Source organism: Aurantimicrobium minutum, assembly GCF_029893825.1.
In the GTDB taxonomy this organism is placed as follows: Bacteria; Actinomycetota; Actinomycetes; order Actinomycetales; family Microbacteriaceae; genus Aurantimicrobium; species Aurantimicrobium minutum_C.
Genome location: NZ_JARXXV010000001.1, coordinates 1,336,074 through 1,353,589 on the forward strand (window position 1 = coordinate 1,336,074; position 17,516 = coordinate 1,353,589).

16 protein-coding genes are annotated in these 17,516 nt (G+C 53.0%); 5 read left to right on the forward strand and 11 right to left on the reverse strand.

Annotation, left to right across the window (positions count from 1 at the left end):
• The first annotated feature begins 10 nt into the window (after positions 1 to 10).
• The 4 genes from ppk2 (at position 11) to M2120_RS06545 (ending at position 5,906) form a co-directional block, all read left to right on the forward strand.
• Positions 11 to 943, forward strand: coding sequence for a polyphosphate kinase 2 (ppk2, locus tag M2120_RS06530; protein ID WP_280797903.1), 933 nt, complete (start codon positions 11 to 13; stop codon positions 941 to 943).
• A 2-nt stretch (positions 944 to 945) separates the two neighbouring features.
• Positions 946 to 1,674, forward strand: coding sequence for a dienelactone hydrolase family protein (locus M2120_RS06535; protein WP_280797904.1), 729 nt, complete (start codon positions 946 to 948; stop codon positions 1,672 to 1,674).
• 23 nt (positions 1,675 to 1,697) lie between these two features.
• On the forward strand, positions 1,698 to 5,297 hold the full coding sequence (gene metH / locus M2120_RS06540; RefSeq protein ID WP_280797905.1) for a methionine synthase: 3,600 nt from the start codon (positions 1,698 to 1,700) through the stop codon (positions 5,295 to 5,297).
• A 123-nt stretch (positions 5,298 to 5,420) separates the two neighbouring features.
• Positions 5,421 to 5,906, forward strand: a complete 486-nt coding sequence (locus M2120_RS06545) for a hypothetical protein (RefSeq protein WP_280797907.1) — start codon at positions 5,421 to 5,423, stop codon at positions 5,904 to 5,906.
• Here the strand turns inward: M2120_RS06545 and M2120_RS06550 are convergent.
• From M2120_RS06550 to M2120_RS06560, 3 genes are read right to left on the reverse strand one after another with little or no spacing between them, the layout of a single operon-like run.
• Positions 5,903 to 6,670, reverse strand: coding sequence for an ECF transporter S component (locus tag M2120_RS06550; protein WP_280797908.1), 768 nt, complete (start codon positions 6,668 to 6,670; stop codon positions 5,903 to 5,905). The two genes, M2120_RS06545 and M2120_RS06550, sit on opposite strands and share 4 nt — an antisense overlap.
• Complete coding sequence (locus M2120_RS06555) at positions 6,667 to 8,421, reverse strand: ATP-binding cassette domain-containing protein (protein WP_280797909.1); 1,755 nt, start codon at positions 8,419 to 8,421, stop codon at positions 6,667 to 6,669. The genes M2120_RS06550 and M2120_RS06555 overlap by 4 nt, the downstream gene beginning before the upstream one ends.
• A gap of 35 nt (positions 8,422 to 8,456) precedes the next feature.
• Positions 8,457 to 8,984 carry a hypothetical protein gene (locus M2120_RS06560; RefSeq protein WP_280797910.1) on the reverse strand — a complete coding sequence of 176 codons (528 nt, stop codon included), beginning with the start codon at positions 8,982 to 8,984 and terminating at the stop codon, positions 8,457 to 8,459.
• Between the two features lie 108 nt (positions 8,985 to 9,092).
• Between M2120_RS06560 and M2120_RS06565 the strand changes: the two genes are divergently transcribed.
• Positions 9,093 to 9,467 carry a hypothetical protein gene (locus M2120_RS06565; RefSeq protein ID WP_280797911.1) on the forward strand — a complete coding sequence of 125 codons (375 nt, stop codon included), beginning with the start codon at positions 9,093 to 9,095 and terminating at the stop codon, positions 9,465 to 9,467.
• Here M2120_RS06565 and M2120_RS06570 read toward each other — a convergent pair.
• From M2120_RS06570 to M2120_RS06605, 8 genes are all read right to left on the reverse strand, one after another.
• Positions 9,464 to 10,075, reverse strand: coding sequence for a hypothetical protein (locus tag M2120_RS06570; protein ID WP_280797912.1), 612 nt, complete (start codon positions 10,073 to 10,075; stop codon positions 9,464 to 9,466). The two genes, M2120_RS06565 and M2120_RS06570, sit on opposite strands and share 4 nt — an antisense overlap.
• Positions 10,076 to 10,202: 127 nt before the next feature.
• Positions 10,203 to 11,393: a YncE family protein gene (locus M2120_RS06575; RefSeq protein ID WP_280797913.1), complete on the reverse strand. Its 1,191-nt coding sequence runs from the start codon at positions 11,391 to 11,393 to the stop codon at positions 10,203 to 10,205.
• 270 nt (positions 11,394 to 11,663) lie between these two features.
• Positions 11,664 to 12,224, reverse strand: a complete 561-nt coding sequence (locus M2120_RS06580; RefSeq protein ID WP_280797914.1) for a TetR/AcrR family transcriptional regulator — start codon at positions 12,222 to 12,224, stop codon at positions 11,664 to 11,666.
• A gap of 47 nt (positions 12,225 to 12,271) precedes the next feature.
• On the reverse strand, positions 12,272 to 13,582 hold the full coding sequence (gene hemL, locus M2120_RS06585; RefSeq protein ID WP_280797915.1) for a glutamate-1-semialdehyde 2,1-aminomutase: 1,311 nt from the start codon (positions 13,580 to 13,582) through the stop codon (positions 12,272 to 12,274).
• Positions 13,579 to 14,553, reverse strand: a complete 975-nt coding sequence (gene hemB / locus M2120_RS06590) for a porphobilinogen synthase (RefSeq protein WP_280797916.1) — start codon at positions 14,551 to 14,553, stop codon at positions 13,579 to 13,581. The genes hemL and hemB overlap by 4 nt, the downstream gene beginning before the upstream one ends.
• The gene (locus tag M2120_RS06595; RefSeq protein ID WP_280797917.1) at positions 14,550 to 15,296 is read right to left on the reverse strand and encodes a uroporphyrinogen-III synthase; all 747 of its coding nucleotides are present in this window, start codon (positions 15,294 to 15,296) and stop codon (positions 14,550 to 14,552) included. The genes hemB and M2120_RS06595 overlap by 4 nt, the downstream gene beginning before the upstream one ends.
• On the reverse strand, positions 15,293 to 16,219 hold the full coding sequence (gene hemC, locus M2120_RS06600) for a hydroxymethylbilane synthase (RefSeq protein ID WP_280797918.1): 927 nt from the start codon (positions 16,217 to 16,219) through the stop codon (positions 15,293 to 15,295). Before hemC ends, M2120_RS06595 begins: the two co-directional genes overlap by 4 nt.
• A complete protein-coding gene (locus M2120_RS06605; protein ID WP_280797919.1) occupies positions 16,212 to 17,465 on the reverse strand; it encodes a glutamyl-tRNA reductase in 1,254 nt (417 codons plus the stop codon). The genes hemC and M2120_RS06605 overlap by 8 nt, the downstream gene beginning before the upstream one ends.
• Positions 17,466 to 17,516 lie beyond the last annotated feature (51 nt).

Here is a 17,516-nt window from a genome sequence, read left to right on the forward strand (position 1 = left end):
GGCTAGGAAGATGAGCCCCACCAGCGACGGCAACTTCGACACTGCAGAGATCCTCAAGGCAACATTTACTGCCGAGGATCTGCTCGATGACGATGCCCCCAAGACGCTTGCCGAGGATGACGCCTGGCGCCAGGGCTTCCCCTATGACACCAAGCTCACACGCAAAGAGTATGACCACCGCAAGCACGTGCTACAGGTAGAGCTGCTGAAGCTCCAGGTGTGGATCAAGGAAACCGGTCAACGTGTTGTGATTGTGTTCGAAGGTCGAGATGCTGCCGGTAAGGGTGGAACGATCAAGCGCTTCATGGAACACCTCAACCCTCGTGGTGCGAGGGTGGTGGCGCTGGAGAAGCCCACCGAGCGTGAACGTAGTCAGTGGTATTTTCAGCGCTACGTGGAGCACCTTCCTGCTGCGGGTGAGATCGTGATGTTTGACCGCTCCTGGTACAACCGTGCAGGTGTGGAGCGCGTCATGGGTTATTGCACCGACCAGCAGTATCAAGAATTCATGCGCTCTACTCCTGAGTTTGAACGCATGCTGGCGCAGTCAGGTATCAAGATTTTCAAGTTCTGGTTCTCGGTTGGCGAAGCTGAACAGCGCCGCAGGTTCTTAGAGCGTCGCACAGATCCTGTGAAGCGCTGGAAACTCTCACCCACAGACCTAGCCTCGTTGGATAAGTGGGATGCTTACACCGAAGCGAAGGAAGCCATGTTCTTGGCAACCGATACGGACGTTGCACCCTGGACTGTGGTGAAGTCGAACGATAAAAAACGTGCTCGTCTCGAGGCCATGAAATGGGTCCTCAACGCCTTCGATTACGACGGCAAGGATTCTGCTGCAATCGGCCCCAATGATTCACTCGTGATTGGGAGTCCCTCAGAGGTCTATGACCAGGGAGAGAATCCCACCACCGCCATTCCTATTGTGAAGAAACTGCGCTAGCGATGACTCTTGCCGTCACACTCACGGACATCTCTATCCCCCTTGAGGGAGATGACCAACTTCACGGAGTGCTGGCAGTTCCAGCAGGGAAAGGACCTTTCCCTGCAGTTGTGATGGTGCATGAAGTCTTCGGCATCGATGAGTCGATGCGCTCGCAGATTACTCGGATGGCCAGTGCAGGATATCTCGTGCTGATGCCAGACCTCTTTAGCCGAGGCGGAATGAGGAAGTGCCTCAAGGCAACGTTTAGGGCTTTGGTTGATGGAACGGGCCAGGCCTATGTCGACGTGGAAGCTGCCAAGCAATTGCTCCTTGCTCGCCCCGATTGCACCGGCAAAGTTGGCGTGGTCGGATTCTGTATGGGTGGAGGCTTTGCGTTGCAACTGGTCAGTAAGGGGTATGACGCTGCCGCGGTGAACTACGGTCAAGCGGCCAAAGACCTTGATGCCCAGTTAGTGGGCTCGTGTCCTATCGTTGCCAGTTTTGGAGGGAAAGATCTCTCACTCAAGGGTGCTGGCCCCAAGTTGGAAGCAGCATTGACCAAAGCAGGTATTCCGCACGACGTGAAGGTCTATCCAGATGCGTCACACGCATTTATGAATCCCACTCAAGCAGGACCCAAGGCTCTGCGCCCTTTCATGCACACTGTTGTGGGATTTAAGCCTCGGCCAGATGATGCGGCCGATGCGTGGTCACGCATCGAGGCGTTCTTTGGCGAACATCTGGCCTAGTCCAGCCACGTTAAGCTTGAAGGGTGTCTACACCCGCCATTCCCGCACGCTCACAAGCATTACTTGATGCGCTCACGACGCGCGTGGTTATTGCGGATGGTGCGATGGGCACCATGCTTCAAGATCACAACCCCAGCTTGGATGACTTCCAGCAGCTCGAGGGATGTAATGAGATTCTCAACGTCTCCCGGCCTGACATCATCACTGCTGTTCACGATGCCTACTTCGAAACCGGTATCGACTGTGTTGAGACCAACACCTTTGGCGCTAACTGGTCCAACCTGGGTGACTATGGCATCGAAGATCGCATCACCGAGCTAGCCCAAGCCGGTGCCGAAATTGCACGCGCCAGCGCAGAAAAGTTTGAAGCAGCTGATGGCCGCATGCGTTGGGTTCTGGGCTCGATGGGCCCTGGCACCAAACTTCCCAGTCTTGGCCACACAACCTATGCCAATCTCAAGGCCACCTTCGCGGAACAAGCTGTTGGCTTGATTCGTGGTGGGGCAGATGCGTTCCTGATTGAAACTTCTCAGGATCTGTTGCAGACCAAGTCTGCTGTTAATGGCTGCAAGCAGGCCATTGAAGAAGAGGGCATCAAGCTTCCCATTTTCGTTGAGGTGACGGTGGAGACCACCGGAACGATGTTGATGGGTTCTGAAATTGGTGCAGCGCTGACCGCACTCGAGCCGCTAGGCATCGACATGATCGGGTTGAACTGTGCAACTGGCCCTGCCGAGATGAGCGAGCACCTTCGCCAGCTCTCCAAGTATTCAACCGTTCCCATCATGGTGATGCCCAACGCAGGTTTGCCGGAACTCACTGCCGATGGCGCCCGCTACCCTCTCGGCCCAGAAGAGTTGGCCACAGCACACGAACAGTTTGTGAAAGAGTTTGGTCTTGCCCTGGTAGGTGGGTGCTGTGGCACGACACCTGCGCACCTCAAGGCGGTCGTCGACCGTGTCGGCGGCATGGCGCTCACTCCTCGCAACCCTGTCCACGATGCCGGTGTTGCTTCTCTGTATCAGCACGTTCCCTTTACACAGGACAACGCCTTCCTCGCAATTGGTGAACGCACCAATGCCAATGGCTCGAAGGCGTTCCGCGAAGCAATGCTCGAAGGTCGCTGGGATGACTGTGTGGATATTGCTCGTCAGCAGGTTCGTGACGGTGCTCACTTGCTGGATGTATGTGTGGACTATGTCGGCCGAGATGGCACCGATGACGCCCGCGAAATCGTGTCACGATTTGCCAGTGCATCCACGCTGCCTTTGGTGATGGATTCCACCGAACCTGCAGTGTTGCAGGCAGGCATGGAACTGATCGGTGGCCGCCCCGTCATCAACTCCGTGAACTTCGAAGACGGCGATGGCCCCACCTCTCGCTTTGGTCGAATCATGCCTTTGGTCAAGGAGCACGGTGCTGCCGTGATTGCCCTCACCATCGACGAAGAGGGCCAAGCTCGCACCACCGAAGACAAGGTGCGTATTGCCTCTCGCTTGGTAGACACCCTGGTCAATGACTGGGGCATGCGCGTGGATGACATCATCGTCGACGCCCTCACTTTCCCCATTGCCACCGGTCAAGAAGAAACTCGCCGGGACGCGATTGAGACCATCGAAGCCATTCGTCAGATCAACGCCAAATATCCCGGAATCCATACCACTCTCGGTGTTTCCAACGTGTCCTTTGGTTTGAACCCTGCCTCTCGTGCCGTGCTCAACTCGGTCTTCATTCACGAAGCAGTCGAGGCAGGCCTCGACTCTGCCATCGTGGATGCAGCCAAGATTGTTCCCCTGGCATCAATTCCAGAAGACCAGCGCAAAGTTGCGCTGGATCTGGTCTGGGACCGCCGTGAATACGATGCCGATGGCGCCGTCACCTATGACCCGCTGGCCACCATGCTTGACCTGTTTGATGGCGTGGACTCGGCAAGCCTCAAGGATGCTCGCGCTGCAGAACTTGCAGCACTTCCTGTTGGGGAACGTTTAGAGTGCCGCATCATTGATGGCGAAGCGAAGGGTCTGGAAGAAGACCTCGACCTTGCCAGGGCTAATGGCACCAGCCCCCTTGAAATCATCAACGATCACTTGCTGGCAGGTATGAAGATTGTGGGTGAACGCTTTGGTAGTGGCGAGATGCAACTGCCTTTCGTGCTGCAGTCGGCAGAAGTGATGAAGGCAGCAGTTGCTCTGCTCGAACCTCACATGGAGAAGAGTGACGAAGCAGGCAAGGGAACCATTGTTCTTGCCACTGTCCGTGGTGATGTGCACGACATCGGTAAAAACCTAGTTGACATCATCTTGACCAACAACGGTTATGACGTCGTCAACATTGGTATCAAGAAGACCATTAACGAGATCATCCAAGCGGCTGAAGAAAACGATGCCGACGTCATCGGTATGAGTGGACTGCTCGTGAAGAGCACCGTGGTGATGAAAGAGAACCTCGAGGAACTCCAGAGCCGCGGCTTAGGCACGAAGTGGCCAGTGATTCTTGGTGGTGCTGCCCTGACCCGCACCTTCGTAGAAGATGACCTCGCCTCAATGTTCAATGGCACCGTTCGTTATGCGCGTGATGCCTTTGAAGGTCTCGCACTGATGGAACCTCTGGTTGCCATTGCTCGTGGTGCCGATCCAGACTCTGTGGGACTTCCTGCGCTCAAGAAGCGCATCCACAAGAAGAGCTTGCTCGAGGTCACCGAACCCGAGAACATGCCTGCTCGTTCCGATGTTGCCCTGGATAATCCCGTGCCAACGCCTCCATTCTGGGGAACCCGCATCGTCAAGGGTGTTGCGCTGGCAGATTACGCTGCTTTCTTAGATGAACGTGCCACGTTCATGGGCCAGTGGGGCCTCAAGCCCAGCCGCGCCGATGACGGTGCGAGTTATGAAGAACTCGTGGAGACCGAAGGACGCCCACGTCTGCGTTACTGGCTGGACCGTATCCTTGCCGAGGGCATCATGGATGCCTCTGTTGTCTATGGCTACTTCCCTGCTGTGTCAGAAGGTGATGACCTCGTCATCCTCAACCATGGTGATGACCCAACAGGTATTCTGGGCCAACCAGGACTTTTAGCACCGGATGGTGGTTCTGCGTCGCTTCCAGGCGGGGGAGCCCTCGGCTCCGACCGCCTGCGTTTCACCTTCCCTCGTCAACGTAGAGATCGTCACTTGTGCCTCTCAGACTTCGTGAAGTCACGCGAAAGTGGCCAGATTGACGTCGTGGGCTTCCAATTGGTTACCGTGGGTGCCACCGTGGACACCTTCACCGCCAAGATGTTTGCTGAGAGCTCCTACCGCGACTATATGGAGCTCAACGGCCTGGCCATGCAGCTGACCGAGGCCCTAGCGGAGTTCTGGCACTCCAGAATGCGTGAAGAACTGGGTTACAGTTCAGAAGATCCCGCGGATCTTGCTGGAATGTTCAAGCTTGACTACCGGGGTGCCCGTTTCTCTCTGGGATACCCTGCATGCCCAGATATGGAAGACCGTAAGAAGGTTGTCGAACTGCTACGCCCTGAGCGCGTGGGTGTTGAGCTGTCTGAAGAGCTTCAGCTTCACCCCGAGCAGTCCACCGACGCCCTGGTGTTCCACCACCCCGAGGCTAAATACTTCTCTGTTTAGTCAGCTCTAGCGGATTTTCGCTGAGATAGCCCGCAAGGGATAGTTCGCATGCGCAAAATCACTATTTCAAATTTGTACATAAAAAATACACAAAATTATGTACAAATTTGATAAAGTTGCACCGTGTGGTACTCAAACCCGGATGTCATCGTCAGCGTCGCCGATGCACGAGAGAACTTTTCTAAGATTCTGAAGACCTTCCGAGCAGATCCGAATGCTCTTCCCGTGGTACTGGGTGCACACCGCAAACCTGAGGCGGTCATTGTTCCCTATAAGGAATACATGGCCGGCCGCAGGGTGCTCTTAGGTGGTGCAGGAAACGTGAGCATGGATACGCTTGGTGAGATGAGCGATGTGCTTCACAAACTCGCAGCCATGAACAACATTGATGAACTTGCCATCTTTGGCCCTGCACTGACCGATTCACTCGGCGAAGACGATGCCCTCGACATGCTCGTCGGGCCAAACCCCAGTGCCACCTACTTTGACCTGGTGCAGTTTGCTACCGAAATGGAACTTGTTCTGCGAAGATTCGTCAATGTGGTCAATCGCGACGGACTCCACCCCATCGCAGATGCGCAGACCCTCGAAGAAGCTGTCTATATCTAGAGTTTTGCTCTCCTGAGCGCTTTGAGCGCGGGAACCCCGCTCAAAGCCAGACCAATACCGGTGGTCACTGCTCTCACGGTGTCCCAGGTCAGTGTCGAGGTGACAAGGGTGTAAATCCCAAAGCGGCCCAGATTCTCAGGAAGTGAACCGGCAGGCAAGTAACTGATTGAGGTTTCAGGCCCAGCACCAAAAGGCCAGAACCAGAGATTCATCAAAGCTCCGAATAAATACGAGGCAAAAACCCCATAGCCAATGAGCCACAGGATTTCTTTGCGCCTAGCAGCTTTATCTGCTGTGCCCGTGATCTTGCCGGGGAGTAATCCGGCCCCGGCACCAACCCAGCCAGCTGCAAACATTTGAAACGCTGTCCACGGGCCGAACCCGCCCCACAGAATCGAAGACAGGGCAATCGTCAACATGCCAAGCAGGAATCCAAAACGAGCACCGTAGGCTCGTCCACCCAAGATCAAGATGATGAAGACTGCTTCAAAGCCACCCACTCCGGTGCTGGCAATGCGCACGGCTGCGCCTACCGCAGCAAGGAGCCCCAACAAAGCAAGCGTTTTGGAACTCGACACGGCGCCATCAAGAAGAAGAGAGATGACGACCAGTAGAGCAGGAACGAGAGCAAAGACAACCACGGGCACGGCAGCTTGAGCTTGCTGAGGAAGTGCAGTTGCAAACAGGGGCCACGCAAAAGCACACGCGGCCAACGCTGTCGCGAGAAAGACGAAAGAGTTCTTGAGGTTCAATTGTGCAATCATGCACTCACCTCCTCGGAAACAAGTTCCCCTTCTCGAATAGCGAAGACTGGGCAACCCACGTCAGAAACGAACTGCTCATCGTGGGATGCAAAGAGAACGGCAGTTCCGGTCTCCACAACACAGCGCAACACTTCAGCCATTGCTGTGCGCGCAACGGAGTCCAGGCCTCTGGTTGGTTCATCAATGAGTACAACCTGTGGTTTCCACGACAGCTGGAGAGCAATGGCCAGAGCGACCTGTGTTCCTGCAGAGAGGTCGCGGGGGTGTGTTCTAAGCAGTTCAGGATTTTCTTCACTGGCCAAGATTGACCAGAAGGTCAAAGCGCTGAGGCCGCTGTGAGCATGGCCTGCGAGTTGATCTGCACGAGTGAGTTCCTCATCAAGTGTTTCGCAGATAAAGAGTGAACTCAGATTCTCTGGCACCAGACGAACCACAGCGTGTGACTGCGGTGCTGAAGCCAGTGCACTCAACAGACTCGACTTCCCCACACCGTTAGGACCGGTGACAGCACACATCTGGCCTACGTGAAGTGAAAGTGTGGCATCAGTAATGAGTTGTCGTTCTCCGCGTGAGACGGACAAGTTCTCAACTGAGAAGATCTCATCTGTGCCAACCAAGGGAAGCGAGCGGGCTGGGACAACCTGAGAGCTGCTGCTCCACAAACCCTCATTAAGTTCCCCTGAACTGAGGGAAAGCCAGTGAGGTGACAGGCCTTCAAGTTCAGCGGTGTGATGCTCTGCCATCACGATTGTGAGATGTTCTGAACGCTGAAGAGTGCCCAAGAGAGACACCAGTTCAACTCGTGACTGACGATCTAGATCGGCCAGTGGTTCATCTAGAAGCAGGATGCGTGGCCGAAGCGCTAGGGCAGCGGCTATTGCCACACGAGTTGCTTCACCTGCCGAGAGAAGTTCAATCGGCTGGCCCGCAATGTGGTCCAAAGAGAACTGTGAAATAAGTACCTGTGCTCTGGTTGAGGACTCGGCTTTGGTGTATCCACTGACCCTAAGACCGAACTCCAGCTCTTCTCGGGCTGTAGCAGCGGCAAATCCCATGCGTACATCTTGTGGAACGTAACCAATGAGACCAGCGGTGTGACGTGGTGCTGTGGCATTGCGATCAACACCGCCAATGGTGAGAGATCCCGTCACTTTGCCGTTGTGGAAGTGTTGACTCAGTCCTGCGATGCTCTCCAGGACAGCCGTCTTTCCTGAACCGGTATGACCGGTGAGGACAGTGAGCTGTCCAGCTGGGAAGTCGAATGTGATGTTGCTGAGAACGGGAGTAGTTCCATAGGACAGAGAGAAATTCTGGAAGGAGATATTCGCGTGGTCTTCACACTCTGCTGTTCTTGTTGCCCCGAAACCCCGAACATCCATAGCGGCTGCTAAAGCAACAGCTCGTTCAATGGTGTGCTCCAGCAAGGGAACAAGAAAAGCTGAACGAGAGTGCATCCCACGCAGTATGCGCGCAGTGTTCAACTGCCTCACCTGGTGAATCAAGGTGGGATAACTGGAGAGAGCAATAGCTAACGCAGTACCAATGGAACGTCCGTAACGAAGTGCAGACATTGCCGGCAACAGCTTTCGCACATCAACTAATGCACTGAGGAAACCACAGACCACAATTACTGCTGCAAAAGGAAGAGCCAGTAATGCTGCTTGCGAAAGTGCAGCCCAGCTGAAACTGCCGAAGACCAGTCGGTAAGCAATGCGCAGCAGGATGAAAACAGCAGCAAACGTGAGGCTCACCCAGAAGGGAGCCCACCGTCCGCGGCTGTGAGAGATCATTCGACTACGGGTGTGGGTGTGCTGTCACCGGTAGTGAAGACGAAACCGAGAGACTCACCCTTCTTCACCGTGAGGTCACCAAGTCCGGCCTGAGCGTAATCCCACGAAGCTGTGTCAGAACTCTTTTGCCACAGTGCCCAATAGGCGTTTGCGGGAGGCATGCCGGCACAGGTTTCAGTGAACTCAGCTTGTCCGGGAACAACCACGGGTTCGGTGGGCGAAGGAAGACCGTTTACTCGACACACAATCGCGTCACCGTAGGTGGCGGTTCCCTCGGTTGAAAAACCAGCGTCGTGAACTACATCTATAGCTTTGGCAGAGTCGCCCGGTATCTCAATGCACTGAGAACTATTGGTGCCATCTAGAACTCCGAAGTTCACCACAACCTCAACTCCATTGCATGCTGAGGTTTCAGGTGCTGTGGAGCTCTCTGTTGTTGGAGCTGTTGAAGCACAGCCAACGAGAAGCGCTGAGCAAGCTACAACCACGGTTGCAGTGAGAGAAGCCCGAGACAAGGTATACATATTTCTCCAGAGTGGTGACACGAATAACGCAGCTGGAGGCTTCCGGGATGTGCGCGGTAGTGCAAGTTTATCCCGGGAGCTGCCTCGAGACAGACATAGGATGAGCTCATGACTGAACGTGAACTTCTCGAACTCTGGAACAAGAACCGACAGCAGATAGTGGTGTCTCAGATGGCACCGACTTTCCTGCTAATTGTGACCGTGGGGCTGATCACTTTAGGTCTCGCAGGCGGCCCGCTGTTCTTGAGTCTGGCAACCCTAGGCATTCTTCTTGCCTCGGGAATCCTGGGCGCGCTCGTTCAGTATGCAAGTGCTACTGAAGCGATGGCTGTGGCAGCAGATCTAGCCCAGGTGAAGTCTCCCTCAGCGGCAAGCCGTCAAGTGATCAAGTTCGCTCCGTGGTTGAACGTGGTGCGATTTGTCACTCCCGCCATCTTCACGTTGATCTTCCTGTTCCTGGCTTCAATCCTGTTGGTGGGCTAGAAGCCAAAGTCTCCAAAATCACCAAAACCAGCATCACCAAAACCAACGTCACCAAATCCGCCGCCATCGGCAGAGATTGTCTCGGCCCCGCTAAAATCTGAGCCGGCGTCGGTTCCAGTGTCAGCGCCGGTATCTGCTGCCATGTCCCCGCCCATATCCATGGGCATGAAAGCGCTCATTAGTGTTGAAGCAATGACGTAACCTGCCACGCTTCCGAGCAATGAACTGGCAAACATGGATCCAAATCCGGGACCGGTCTGACCTGCTTGGCCGAGTGTGCGCTCCATAGTTCCTGGCTGGCGCATCTCAGAACGAGTTGCCGAAACAGCAAGAGCGCGGGGCTCGTCACTGACCGGCCCTTCGCCGGCAGGCGCGTTGGCGCTGAGCTGAGTAAAGAGCATCTTGCGCTGCTCAGGGGTGAGCTTGGCAAACGCCTCTTCGTGGACCTGCTCGATAGCTTCCGGTGATGCGGTGCGCAGGAGATAGCGGTAACGCTCAACGGCAATCTCATCCTGGTTGCGTGCGGCTGAGGCCTGACGAACATGGTTGGTTGTGCGACGGCACTCCTCTTCGGAGTTTGTTCCAAAGAGTTGATCTAGAAATCCCATGGGTTCAGGTAAAGGAACTTCTCTGTGAGTGAGCTGAGGCTTGACTGAATTTCGAAGCTCCTGAAATATGAACTGAACCCTGAAACCAGCAGTTTGAATAGGGAGTCACTTCTTAGTCAATTAGGAATTAATAATGACGTTCAACGCTTCGAAGATTTCGGCGATGGTAGCCCTTAGCTCGAAGTTTGAGTGATATTCCTAAAACAGTAATTAGTAAAGCGCTACTACTCACCCAGAATGCAACAGGAAGGGGAGCACCAGTCGATGCTAGTTGGGGGGAAGATCCACTGGAACTGTTGATTGGTGGTGATGAAGAAGATGGGGTCACATCAGCTACAAAATCAATAAGTGAGACTGAGTTATCCCACAGGTTTGCAGTCAGGAGCTGCCCACCTGTTGAAGAAACGCTGACACCGTAAGTGGATACTCCAATTTCAACCGGTGCTGTCAAAGTCATTGTTGTCATATCGATAACGCTGAGGTGTGTTTCATATTGACGAGAGATATAAGCAAACCTGCCATCTGTGGACAAGGCAATTGAACTGAGGCTTCCGGAAGCTCCCTCGTTCAAACCCGAAACAGTACTTACTACTGTGTTCGTCATAGTGTCTATGACAGAGATGGAATCGCTACCCCAGTTGAGAACTAGTGCTTTCTCTCCGTCTGGTGTGATTGCAACCCAAGAGGGTTGAGTCCCTACAGGAATCGTCGCTATGACAGTGTTGGTCTGAAGATTAATTACGCTGACGTTGTTGCTTCCGAAATTAGCGACGTATGCGAATGCGCCGTTCGGTGTGACACCAATGTATTCAGGTGATACGCCTACAGTAATTTCAACAGGATTAGCTGTGCCTAATGCTGCGTTAACCAATGCAACAGCATTATTTCCAGAGTCTGCGACTAGCGCTGTTGTATTTCCGGGCACGAATGCAGTTCCACGAACGATATACCAATTAGGGTCTGTAATTGTGTGAGTCACTGAGTTCGTCGCAACATCAATTACAGAAACCGAAGAGTCCCACGTGTTTGACACAAGTGCGAATGTCCCGTTTGAATTCACACTCACAAAATTAGGCCGACTTCCCACTGGGATAGTCGTGCCGAGGGAAGTGCGAGAAGAGGTATTGACGACCGAAACTGTTCCCGCATTTGAATTAGTTGAGTAAGCCTTGGACTGGCCGGGTACAAAAGCAACAGCAAACGTGTTACCTGCCGAGGTAGGAATTCTTGAAATTAAGTACGTAGTTGCGAATGAGACTGCAGGAAATGCAAATACTGCCAGATAGGCTAGGGACGCAATCCAAGGCAGTTTTTTCATATTGAAATTCTAGGCACTTTTTCACGGTGACTCACTGATGCTAGGAGTCACCGTGGTTGGGGATCCTTGTAAACCTAGAACAAGTGATGACTACGACTGGGGTTGATTCCGTGACTTCACGATTTTCAGTCGTGCGCGGATTGATAACGCTGGATGAGTTGCGGTCACAAACCCTTTTATTACACAGGTGATTTGTAAAGCTCGACTATTGCCGTTTGGTCGGTTTGAAGCTGTTGCGGGCTAAACGATTCAATATCAAAACACGAGTTGTTAGAGCGCTGCTTCAATTCCAGCAATGACAAACTTCTCTAAAGCGGCAGCTTCAGTGACGAAAGGTTTGCCTGAATCAATTCGTTCTGCCGCAGAGGTAATCGCGGCAAAAATGAGACTGACTTGGGAAGAAGGATCTTCGAGACCTAGTTCTTTCAGCGGTGAAATGAGGCTGGTTAGAAAATATCCATGCATGGCCATGAGCTCGCCACGTTGTTCTTCGCGAAGATTCTTGACAGAAATTTCTCTGACCACACGATGTTCTTTGCTTGCCATGTGCGCGAGGGAGTAATGAATCCACAAACGCACTTGTTCCATCGGTTCTGGTTCAGCAGAAACAATGCGATCAATCTCATTACTGAGATCTGCCATGTCGTTAATGAGCAACTCGCCAAGAATGTATTCCCGGGAAGAGAAATACTGATAAATCGCTGGGCGTGACAATCCAGTTACCTGAGCGATACGAGCCATGGAAACACCCTCAATTCCTGAGGCATCTAGCAACTCGAGGGAAGCCGTCAAGATTGCTTCTCTGCGGGTATCTGCAATCGGTGAAACCATGATGGTTAATCCTATAAGCGTGCGGAAATGACTCTCACAGTCAGTTCTCAGCTTGAGCGCAATTTCGCTTGTTGAGCCGCAACCTTCGCTGCTTTGGCGATCTTTTCCACGTCTTCATCTGTCAAAGCCCCAGAAACAAACCATGCCTCAAAAGCAGACGGAGGTACAGAAATTCCCTGTTCAAGCAATGAATGGAAGAACACCGCGAAAGCCGAAGTGTCCTGTTCTTTGGCGTCATCGAAGTTATTGACGTGATTTGGTGTGAAGAAGAAGGAAAAGAGGTTTCCCGCTTGCTGAAAACTGTGTTCGACTTCTGCAGCGGTTAAGGCTTCGGAGATAGCAGAACCCACCTCACGAGCTCTGGAATCAAGCGCCGAATACAACTCAGCGTCACACAGTTCTAGCGTTGCGAGACCGGCGGTGGTGGCGACAGGGTTTCCACTCAGTGTTCCTGCTTGATACACAGTTCCGCTGGGGGCGAGAAGTTCCATGACGGCAGCTGAGCCGCCCACAGCAGCTAACGGCATTCCGCCGCCAATAACCTTGCCGAAGGTGAACAAGTCTGGAGTCCAGTCCTCTTCAAGACCAAACTTTCCCCACCATCCGCCTTGAGAAATGCGGAAACCCGTCATCACCTCATCCAGGATGAACAGCGAATGGTGTTTCTTTGTGATGTCCGAGAGGAATTTGTTGAAACCTGGCACAGGTGGAACGACACCCATGTTCGCCGGGGTTGCTTCCGTGATCACAGCGGCAATCTCAGAACCACGCTCATCGAAGAGCTGCGTCAGGGCATTAAGGTCATTAAAGGGAACAACGATGGTGTCTTGGGTCTGACCAGGAGTAACACCTGGAGAGTTGGGCAATCCGAGGGTCGCAATTCCAGAGCCTGACTGCACCAGCAAAGAATCGCTGTGTCCGTGGTAGCAACCGGCAAACTTCACTATGAGGTTGCGGCTGGTTGCAGCACGAGCAAGGCGAACTGCCGTCATCACGGCTTCTGTTCCGGAGGAAACAAATCTCACGCGTTCACATGCAGGTACCCGAGCTGAAATTTCTTCAGCGAGCAAGACTTCTCCTGGTCCAGGTGCGCCAAAGGAGAATGACTTCTCCATCGCTGACTTCACGCGGCTGAGAACATGAGGATGTGCATGACCCACAATCATGGGACCCCATGAACCCACAAGGTCAACGTATTCATTGCCGTCAACATCCCAAACCTTTGAACCCTCACCTTTAACGAAGTAGCGAGGAGTGCCGCCTACCGACTGAAACGCCCGGACGGGTGAACTCACTCCACCAGGAATGATGCGCTTGGCTCGGTTGTGCCATTGGAGAGATGTCTCAAAAGTGGTCATGATTGCTCCTTCAGTTTTTGGGCAAATTCAAGAGCCCAGTAGGTGCAGATAATGTTTGCTCCAGCTCGTTTGAGGGCATAGAGCAGTTCGAAAATGGTTGCCTCGCGTGGGATTACACCTTGGGCAGCTGCTGTTTCAACCATGGAATACTCGCCCGAAACTACATAGGCAGCCACAGGCTTGGAAGACAGTTGCGCTGCTTGGCTGAGCACGTCCATATAGGCGAGGGCAGGTTTCACCATCACCATGTCCGCGCCCTCTTCCAGGTCCAAGAGAATCTCTTCGGCGCCTTCTTTTGTCCGACGGAAATCTTGTTGATAGGTTTTGCGATCGCCCGAAAGTTGTGATTCAACGGCATTGCGGAAGGGGCCATAAAAGTTCGAGGCATACTTCGCGGCGTAGGCAAGGATCCCAGTGTTTACAAACCCGCGAACATCCAAGCCAGCACGAATAGCTGCTACCTGTCCGTCCATCATTCCGCTGGTACCCAGAAGATCAGCTCCTGCGTCTGCGAGAACTGTTGCCATCGCTACGTAGTGTTCAAGTGTCGCATCGTTATCAACTTCGCCACTTGAGTCCAACACTCCACAATGGCCGTGATCGGTGAACTCATCCAGGCACAGATCCGCCACGAGAACTAGCGCATCCCCTACATGCTCACGTGCTGCTCTGATAACTCGAGACAAGATTCCCTCAGACAGGCATGCCTGACTTCCTGTCCCATCTCTGTGTTCTGGAACCGCAAAGAACATGACAGAAACGATTCCGGAAGCTATCGCGTCATCGAGGACGTGAAGGAAGGATTCCTCTGTATGTTGAAGCACTCCAGGCATTCCAGAGATTACGCGAGGTTCAGTAATCCCCTCCTTGACGAATACGGGAAGCATGAGATTCTTGGGGCTTAGTGTGACATCTGCAACGAGCTCGCGCATCGCGGGGGTGGTTCGAAGCCGTCGTGGACGATTAATCATGAGCTGTGTGCTTTCAGATATTCGGAGATGGTCAGGGCAACAGTTTCAGGGCTGGGGTCGGCGGATACTGCGGAAACAGTGAGACCCAGTACCCCTGCTTGGGTAGCAGTTGTACGTCCAGCACAAAAGACAGGAAGATCAACAATTCCGTTGAAACCTACGAACGCTCGCGCAGCGCTAGGGGAGCGGAGCAGCACACCGGAGATCTGATTCGCAGCAATCTGTTTCACAGAAGCAGGGATATGTGTGACCGATTCTGTCGCATAAATAACTTCTTCAATGAGTTCAAATCCCCGTGAATTTAAGGTCTGGGAAAGAGATTTCATGGCTATAGAGCTGGAAGGAATGACGACCGGACAAGGTTCAGTCTCAGCAATCACCTTGGCTAAAGATTGCGAATCAGCCTCCGACGAACGAAGCACCTTTTCCGCCCCCACCTCACGTAATTGCTTTTCGGTTTCAGCGCCGATGGCTGCGAACCTCAGGTCGCGCTGCGTCTGAATAATCTTTTGAAGCTCACCTGTTTTGAGTTCTGCCTGAAAAAATGACAGCGCATTAGTTGACGTTGCTACAAGCCACTTGTTTCCCGGAGCAATCAACGCTTCGCGCAGTCGTGCGATGCCCACTGGGTTATGCACCTTGGCAATGCTCAGATAGGGGTCGACAATACAGTCGACCCCGTAAGACTCAAGTGCTGATTGATCTACTTCATTTCTGTTTGCCCGGATGAGGAGAATGCTCATTTCCATGCCACCCTCTCCGAGATAGGGCTTGCCTTCAAACGCGATGCAATTTCGAGACCTAACTGACTCGCCTGTGCCCAATCTTCTATTTCCAGAAAAGCACTGAGTTCGGCTCGCTGGGCCTCCCCCGAGCTTTCGACGGATAACTCTGCACAAAGAGTGAGGATTCCCTGATCCCACGTTGCCCATGCTCCAATTGCTGTGGCACAACCCGCATCCAGTCCGACTAATACGTGGCGTTCTGCCGCGACAAGTAGTCGGGTCTTCTTATCATCCAGAACAGCGAGGAGCTCTCTGATCTCCGAATCTTCCGATCGGCATTCAATAGACAATGCGCCCTGTCCCGCTGCAGGGATGAAGTCGTTGTTGTCGAAGATTTCACATGCTTCTTCCGCCCGCCCGATACGGTTTAACCCCGCCATTGCTAGCAGTGTGGCATCGAACTCTCCCTGTTTAACTTTGGCAATTCTGGTGTCGATATTTCCGCGGATGGAATCTACTGTGAGATCGGGGCGCAGCTGCCGAATACGTGCCGCTCTCCGAGGTGAAGACGTTCCAACGACTGCCCCTGCATGCAACTGCATCAGGGGGATATTTCCTCTACTGACGAACCCATCACGCGAATCTTCACGGACGGGAATGCATGCAGTGTCGATTCCAGGGAAGGGCTGGGCAGGGAGATCTTTCATTGAGTGCACAATGAAGTCGACCTCATGTGAGAGCAGAGCGTCGCGCAAAGCAGAGACGAAAAGACCCGGGGTCTTTGATTGATTGAGCGGTTCGGTGCTGATGTCGCCCTGTGTCTGGATCAACACTTCTTCGACCGCTAGATCAGGATGCTTCTCGCAAAGCTGAGAGATAAAAAGTCGAGTTTGGGTGAGTGCAAGCAGACTGCCTCTGGTTCCTACGCGTAATTTAGCCACGATCATTGACCTCAATGTTGAAGAGGAGTCGAACAGCATTGATGTAGTCTTCGTGGTTGCCGTCAACTGCAAGCTCTTTTGCCTTCACTGATGGCGCGTGCAAAATCGCATTAGTCACTTTGCGCAGCGACTTTTGTACTTCTTCGGCAGCAGAATTACCTGACTTTCGTCTCACGCTTTCAATCTCTTCATCAACCCAGAGTCCGATGTGTGAACGAAGTGCGGCAACGACAGGATCGATACTCCGAGACGCCATGCTGTTTTCAAAATTAGTCACAGCGGTGTGAATGATTTCTCGCGCGGTGAGGACTGAATCAATGTGTTCTTGAGGTGCACGATGTCTTATTTGATCTAGATCAATCACACTCATTCGATTGAGTTGTGACACCGCGGGTGCAACATCCTTCGATAGAGATACATCGATAAGGACTAAATCTGACTTACCTGATCTGTGAGCAAGTACTTCCTGAGCCAGGGTTTCATCGATGGCGTAGCCCTTTGCCCCGCTTGCACTGATGACGAGATCCACTTCTGCCATAACTTGGACAAGCTGATCTTTGTTCACGGGAGTTGTGTCATGGTTTTCTGAGAACTTTTCTGCTCGTCCCGCACGTGAGTAAACAAAGATGTTGTCCACTCCGGCCCGCTGGATTGCCGCAGTGACAACTCGGGAATATGCTCCAGTGCCAATGAGAAGAACCGACTTTCCGGTAATCCCACCCAGCTCTTCAGAAGCGACATCTAATGCGGTTGTGATGACTGAGCGCCCTGATGCACCCAGACCAGTTTCTGTCGTCACGGCCTTCGCGACAGAGGCTGCGTTTTGGAACAAGTGGTTCAAGTTTTTGGAAACAAAGCCACGTTGATGAGCTTGTGTAAGTGAGCGTTTGACTTGACCAGAAATTTCTTCTTCGCCCACGATCATGGACTCAAGCCCAGAAGCAACAGAAAATAGATGCTGAGGAACACTATCTCCGTAGAGGACCTTTAACATCGAGGCCACTTCATCAGATGGAACACCTAAGGAACTTGCGACAACCGAGGTGACGTAGTCCATGGAGTCATGAAAAGACTCTGCTTCGAAGTAGATCTCAAAACGGTTGCAGGTCGCCAACACGACGACCCCTTCAAGAACAGAATCATTCGGATTCAAGGCGTTTAAAACCTCTGCCGAGGCTGATTCAAACTTCTCAAGTTCAGATAATGGGGTGTCGTGGAAATCGGTTCCTAAATAAACGAGTGCCACAAAGCTCAAGATAACAACAGGCCTTCTGACACTGTGTCAGCTTCTCTCAAC

Coding starts and splice junctions, on each gene's coding strand:
- ppk2 (WP_280797903.1), top strand. CDS start 11: ATGAGCCCCACCAGCGACGGCAACTTCGACACTGCAGAGATCCTCAAG.
- M2120_RS06535 (WP_280797904.1), top strand. CDS start 946: ATGACTCTTGCCGTCACACTCACGGACATCTCTATCCCCCTTGAGGGA.
- M2120_RS06550 (WP_280797908.1), bottom strand. CDS start 6,670: ATGATTGCACAATTGAACCTCAAGAACTCTTTCGTCTTTCTCGCGACA.
- M2120_RS06560 (WP_280797910.1), bottom strand. CDS start 8,984: ATGTATACCTTGTCTCGGGCTTCTCTCACTGCAACCGTGGTTGTAGCT.
- M2120_RS06565 (WP_280797911.1), top strand. CDS start 9,093: ATGACTGAACGTGAACTTCTCGAACTCTGGAACAAGAACCGACAGCAG.
- M2120_RS06570 (WP_280797912.1), bottom strand. CDS start 10,075: ATGGGATTTCTAGATCAACTCTTTGGAACAAACTCCGAAGAGGAGTGC.
- M2120_RS06575 (WP_280797913.1), bottom strand. CDS start 11,393: ATGAAAAAACTGCCTTGGATTGCGTCCCTAGCCTATCTGGCAGTATTT.
- M2120_RS06580 (WP_280797914.1), bottom strand. CDS start 12,224: ATGGTTTCACCGATTGCAGATACCCGCAGAGAAGCAATCTTGACGGCT.
- hemL (WP_280797915.1), bottom strand. CDS start 13,582: ATGACCACTTTTGAGACATCTCTCCAATGGCACAACCGAGCCAAGCGC.
- hemB (WP_280797916.1), bottom strand. CDS start 14,553: ATGATTAATCGTCCACGACGGCTTCGAACCACCCCCGCGATGCGCGAG.
- M2120_RS06595 (WP_280797917.1), bottom strand. CDS start 15,296: ATGAGCATTCTCCTCATCCGGGCAAACAGAAATGAAGTAGATCAATCA.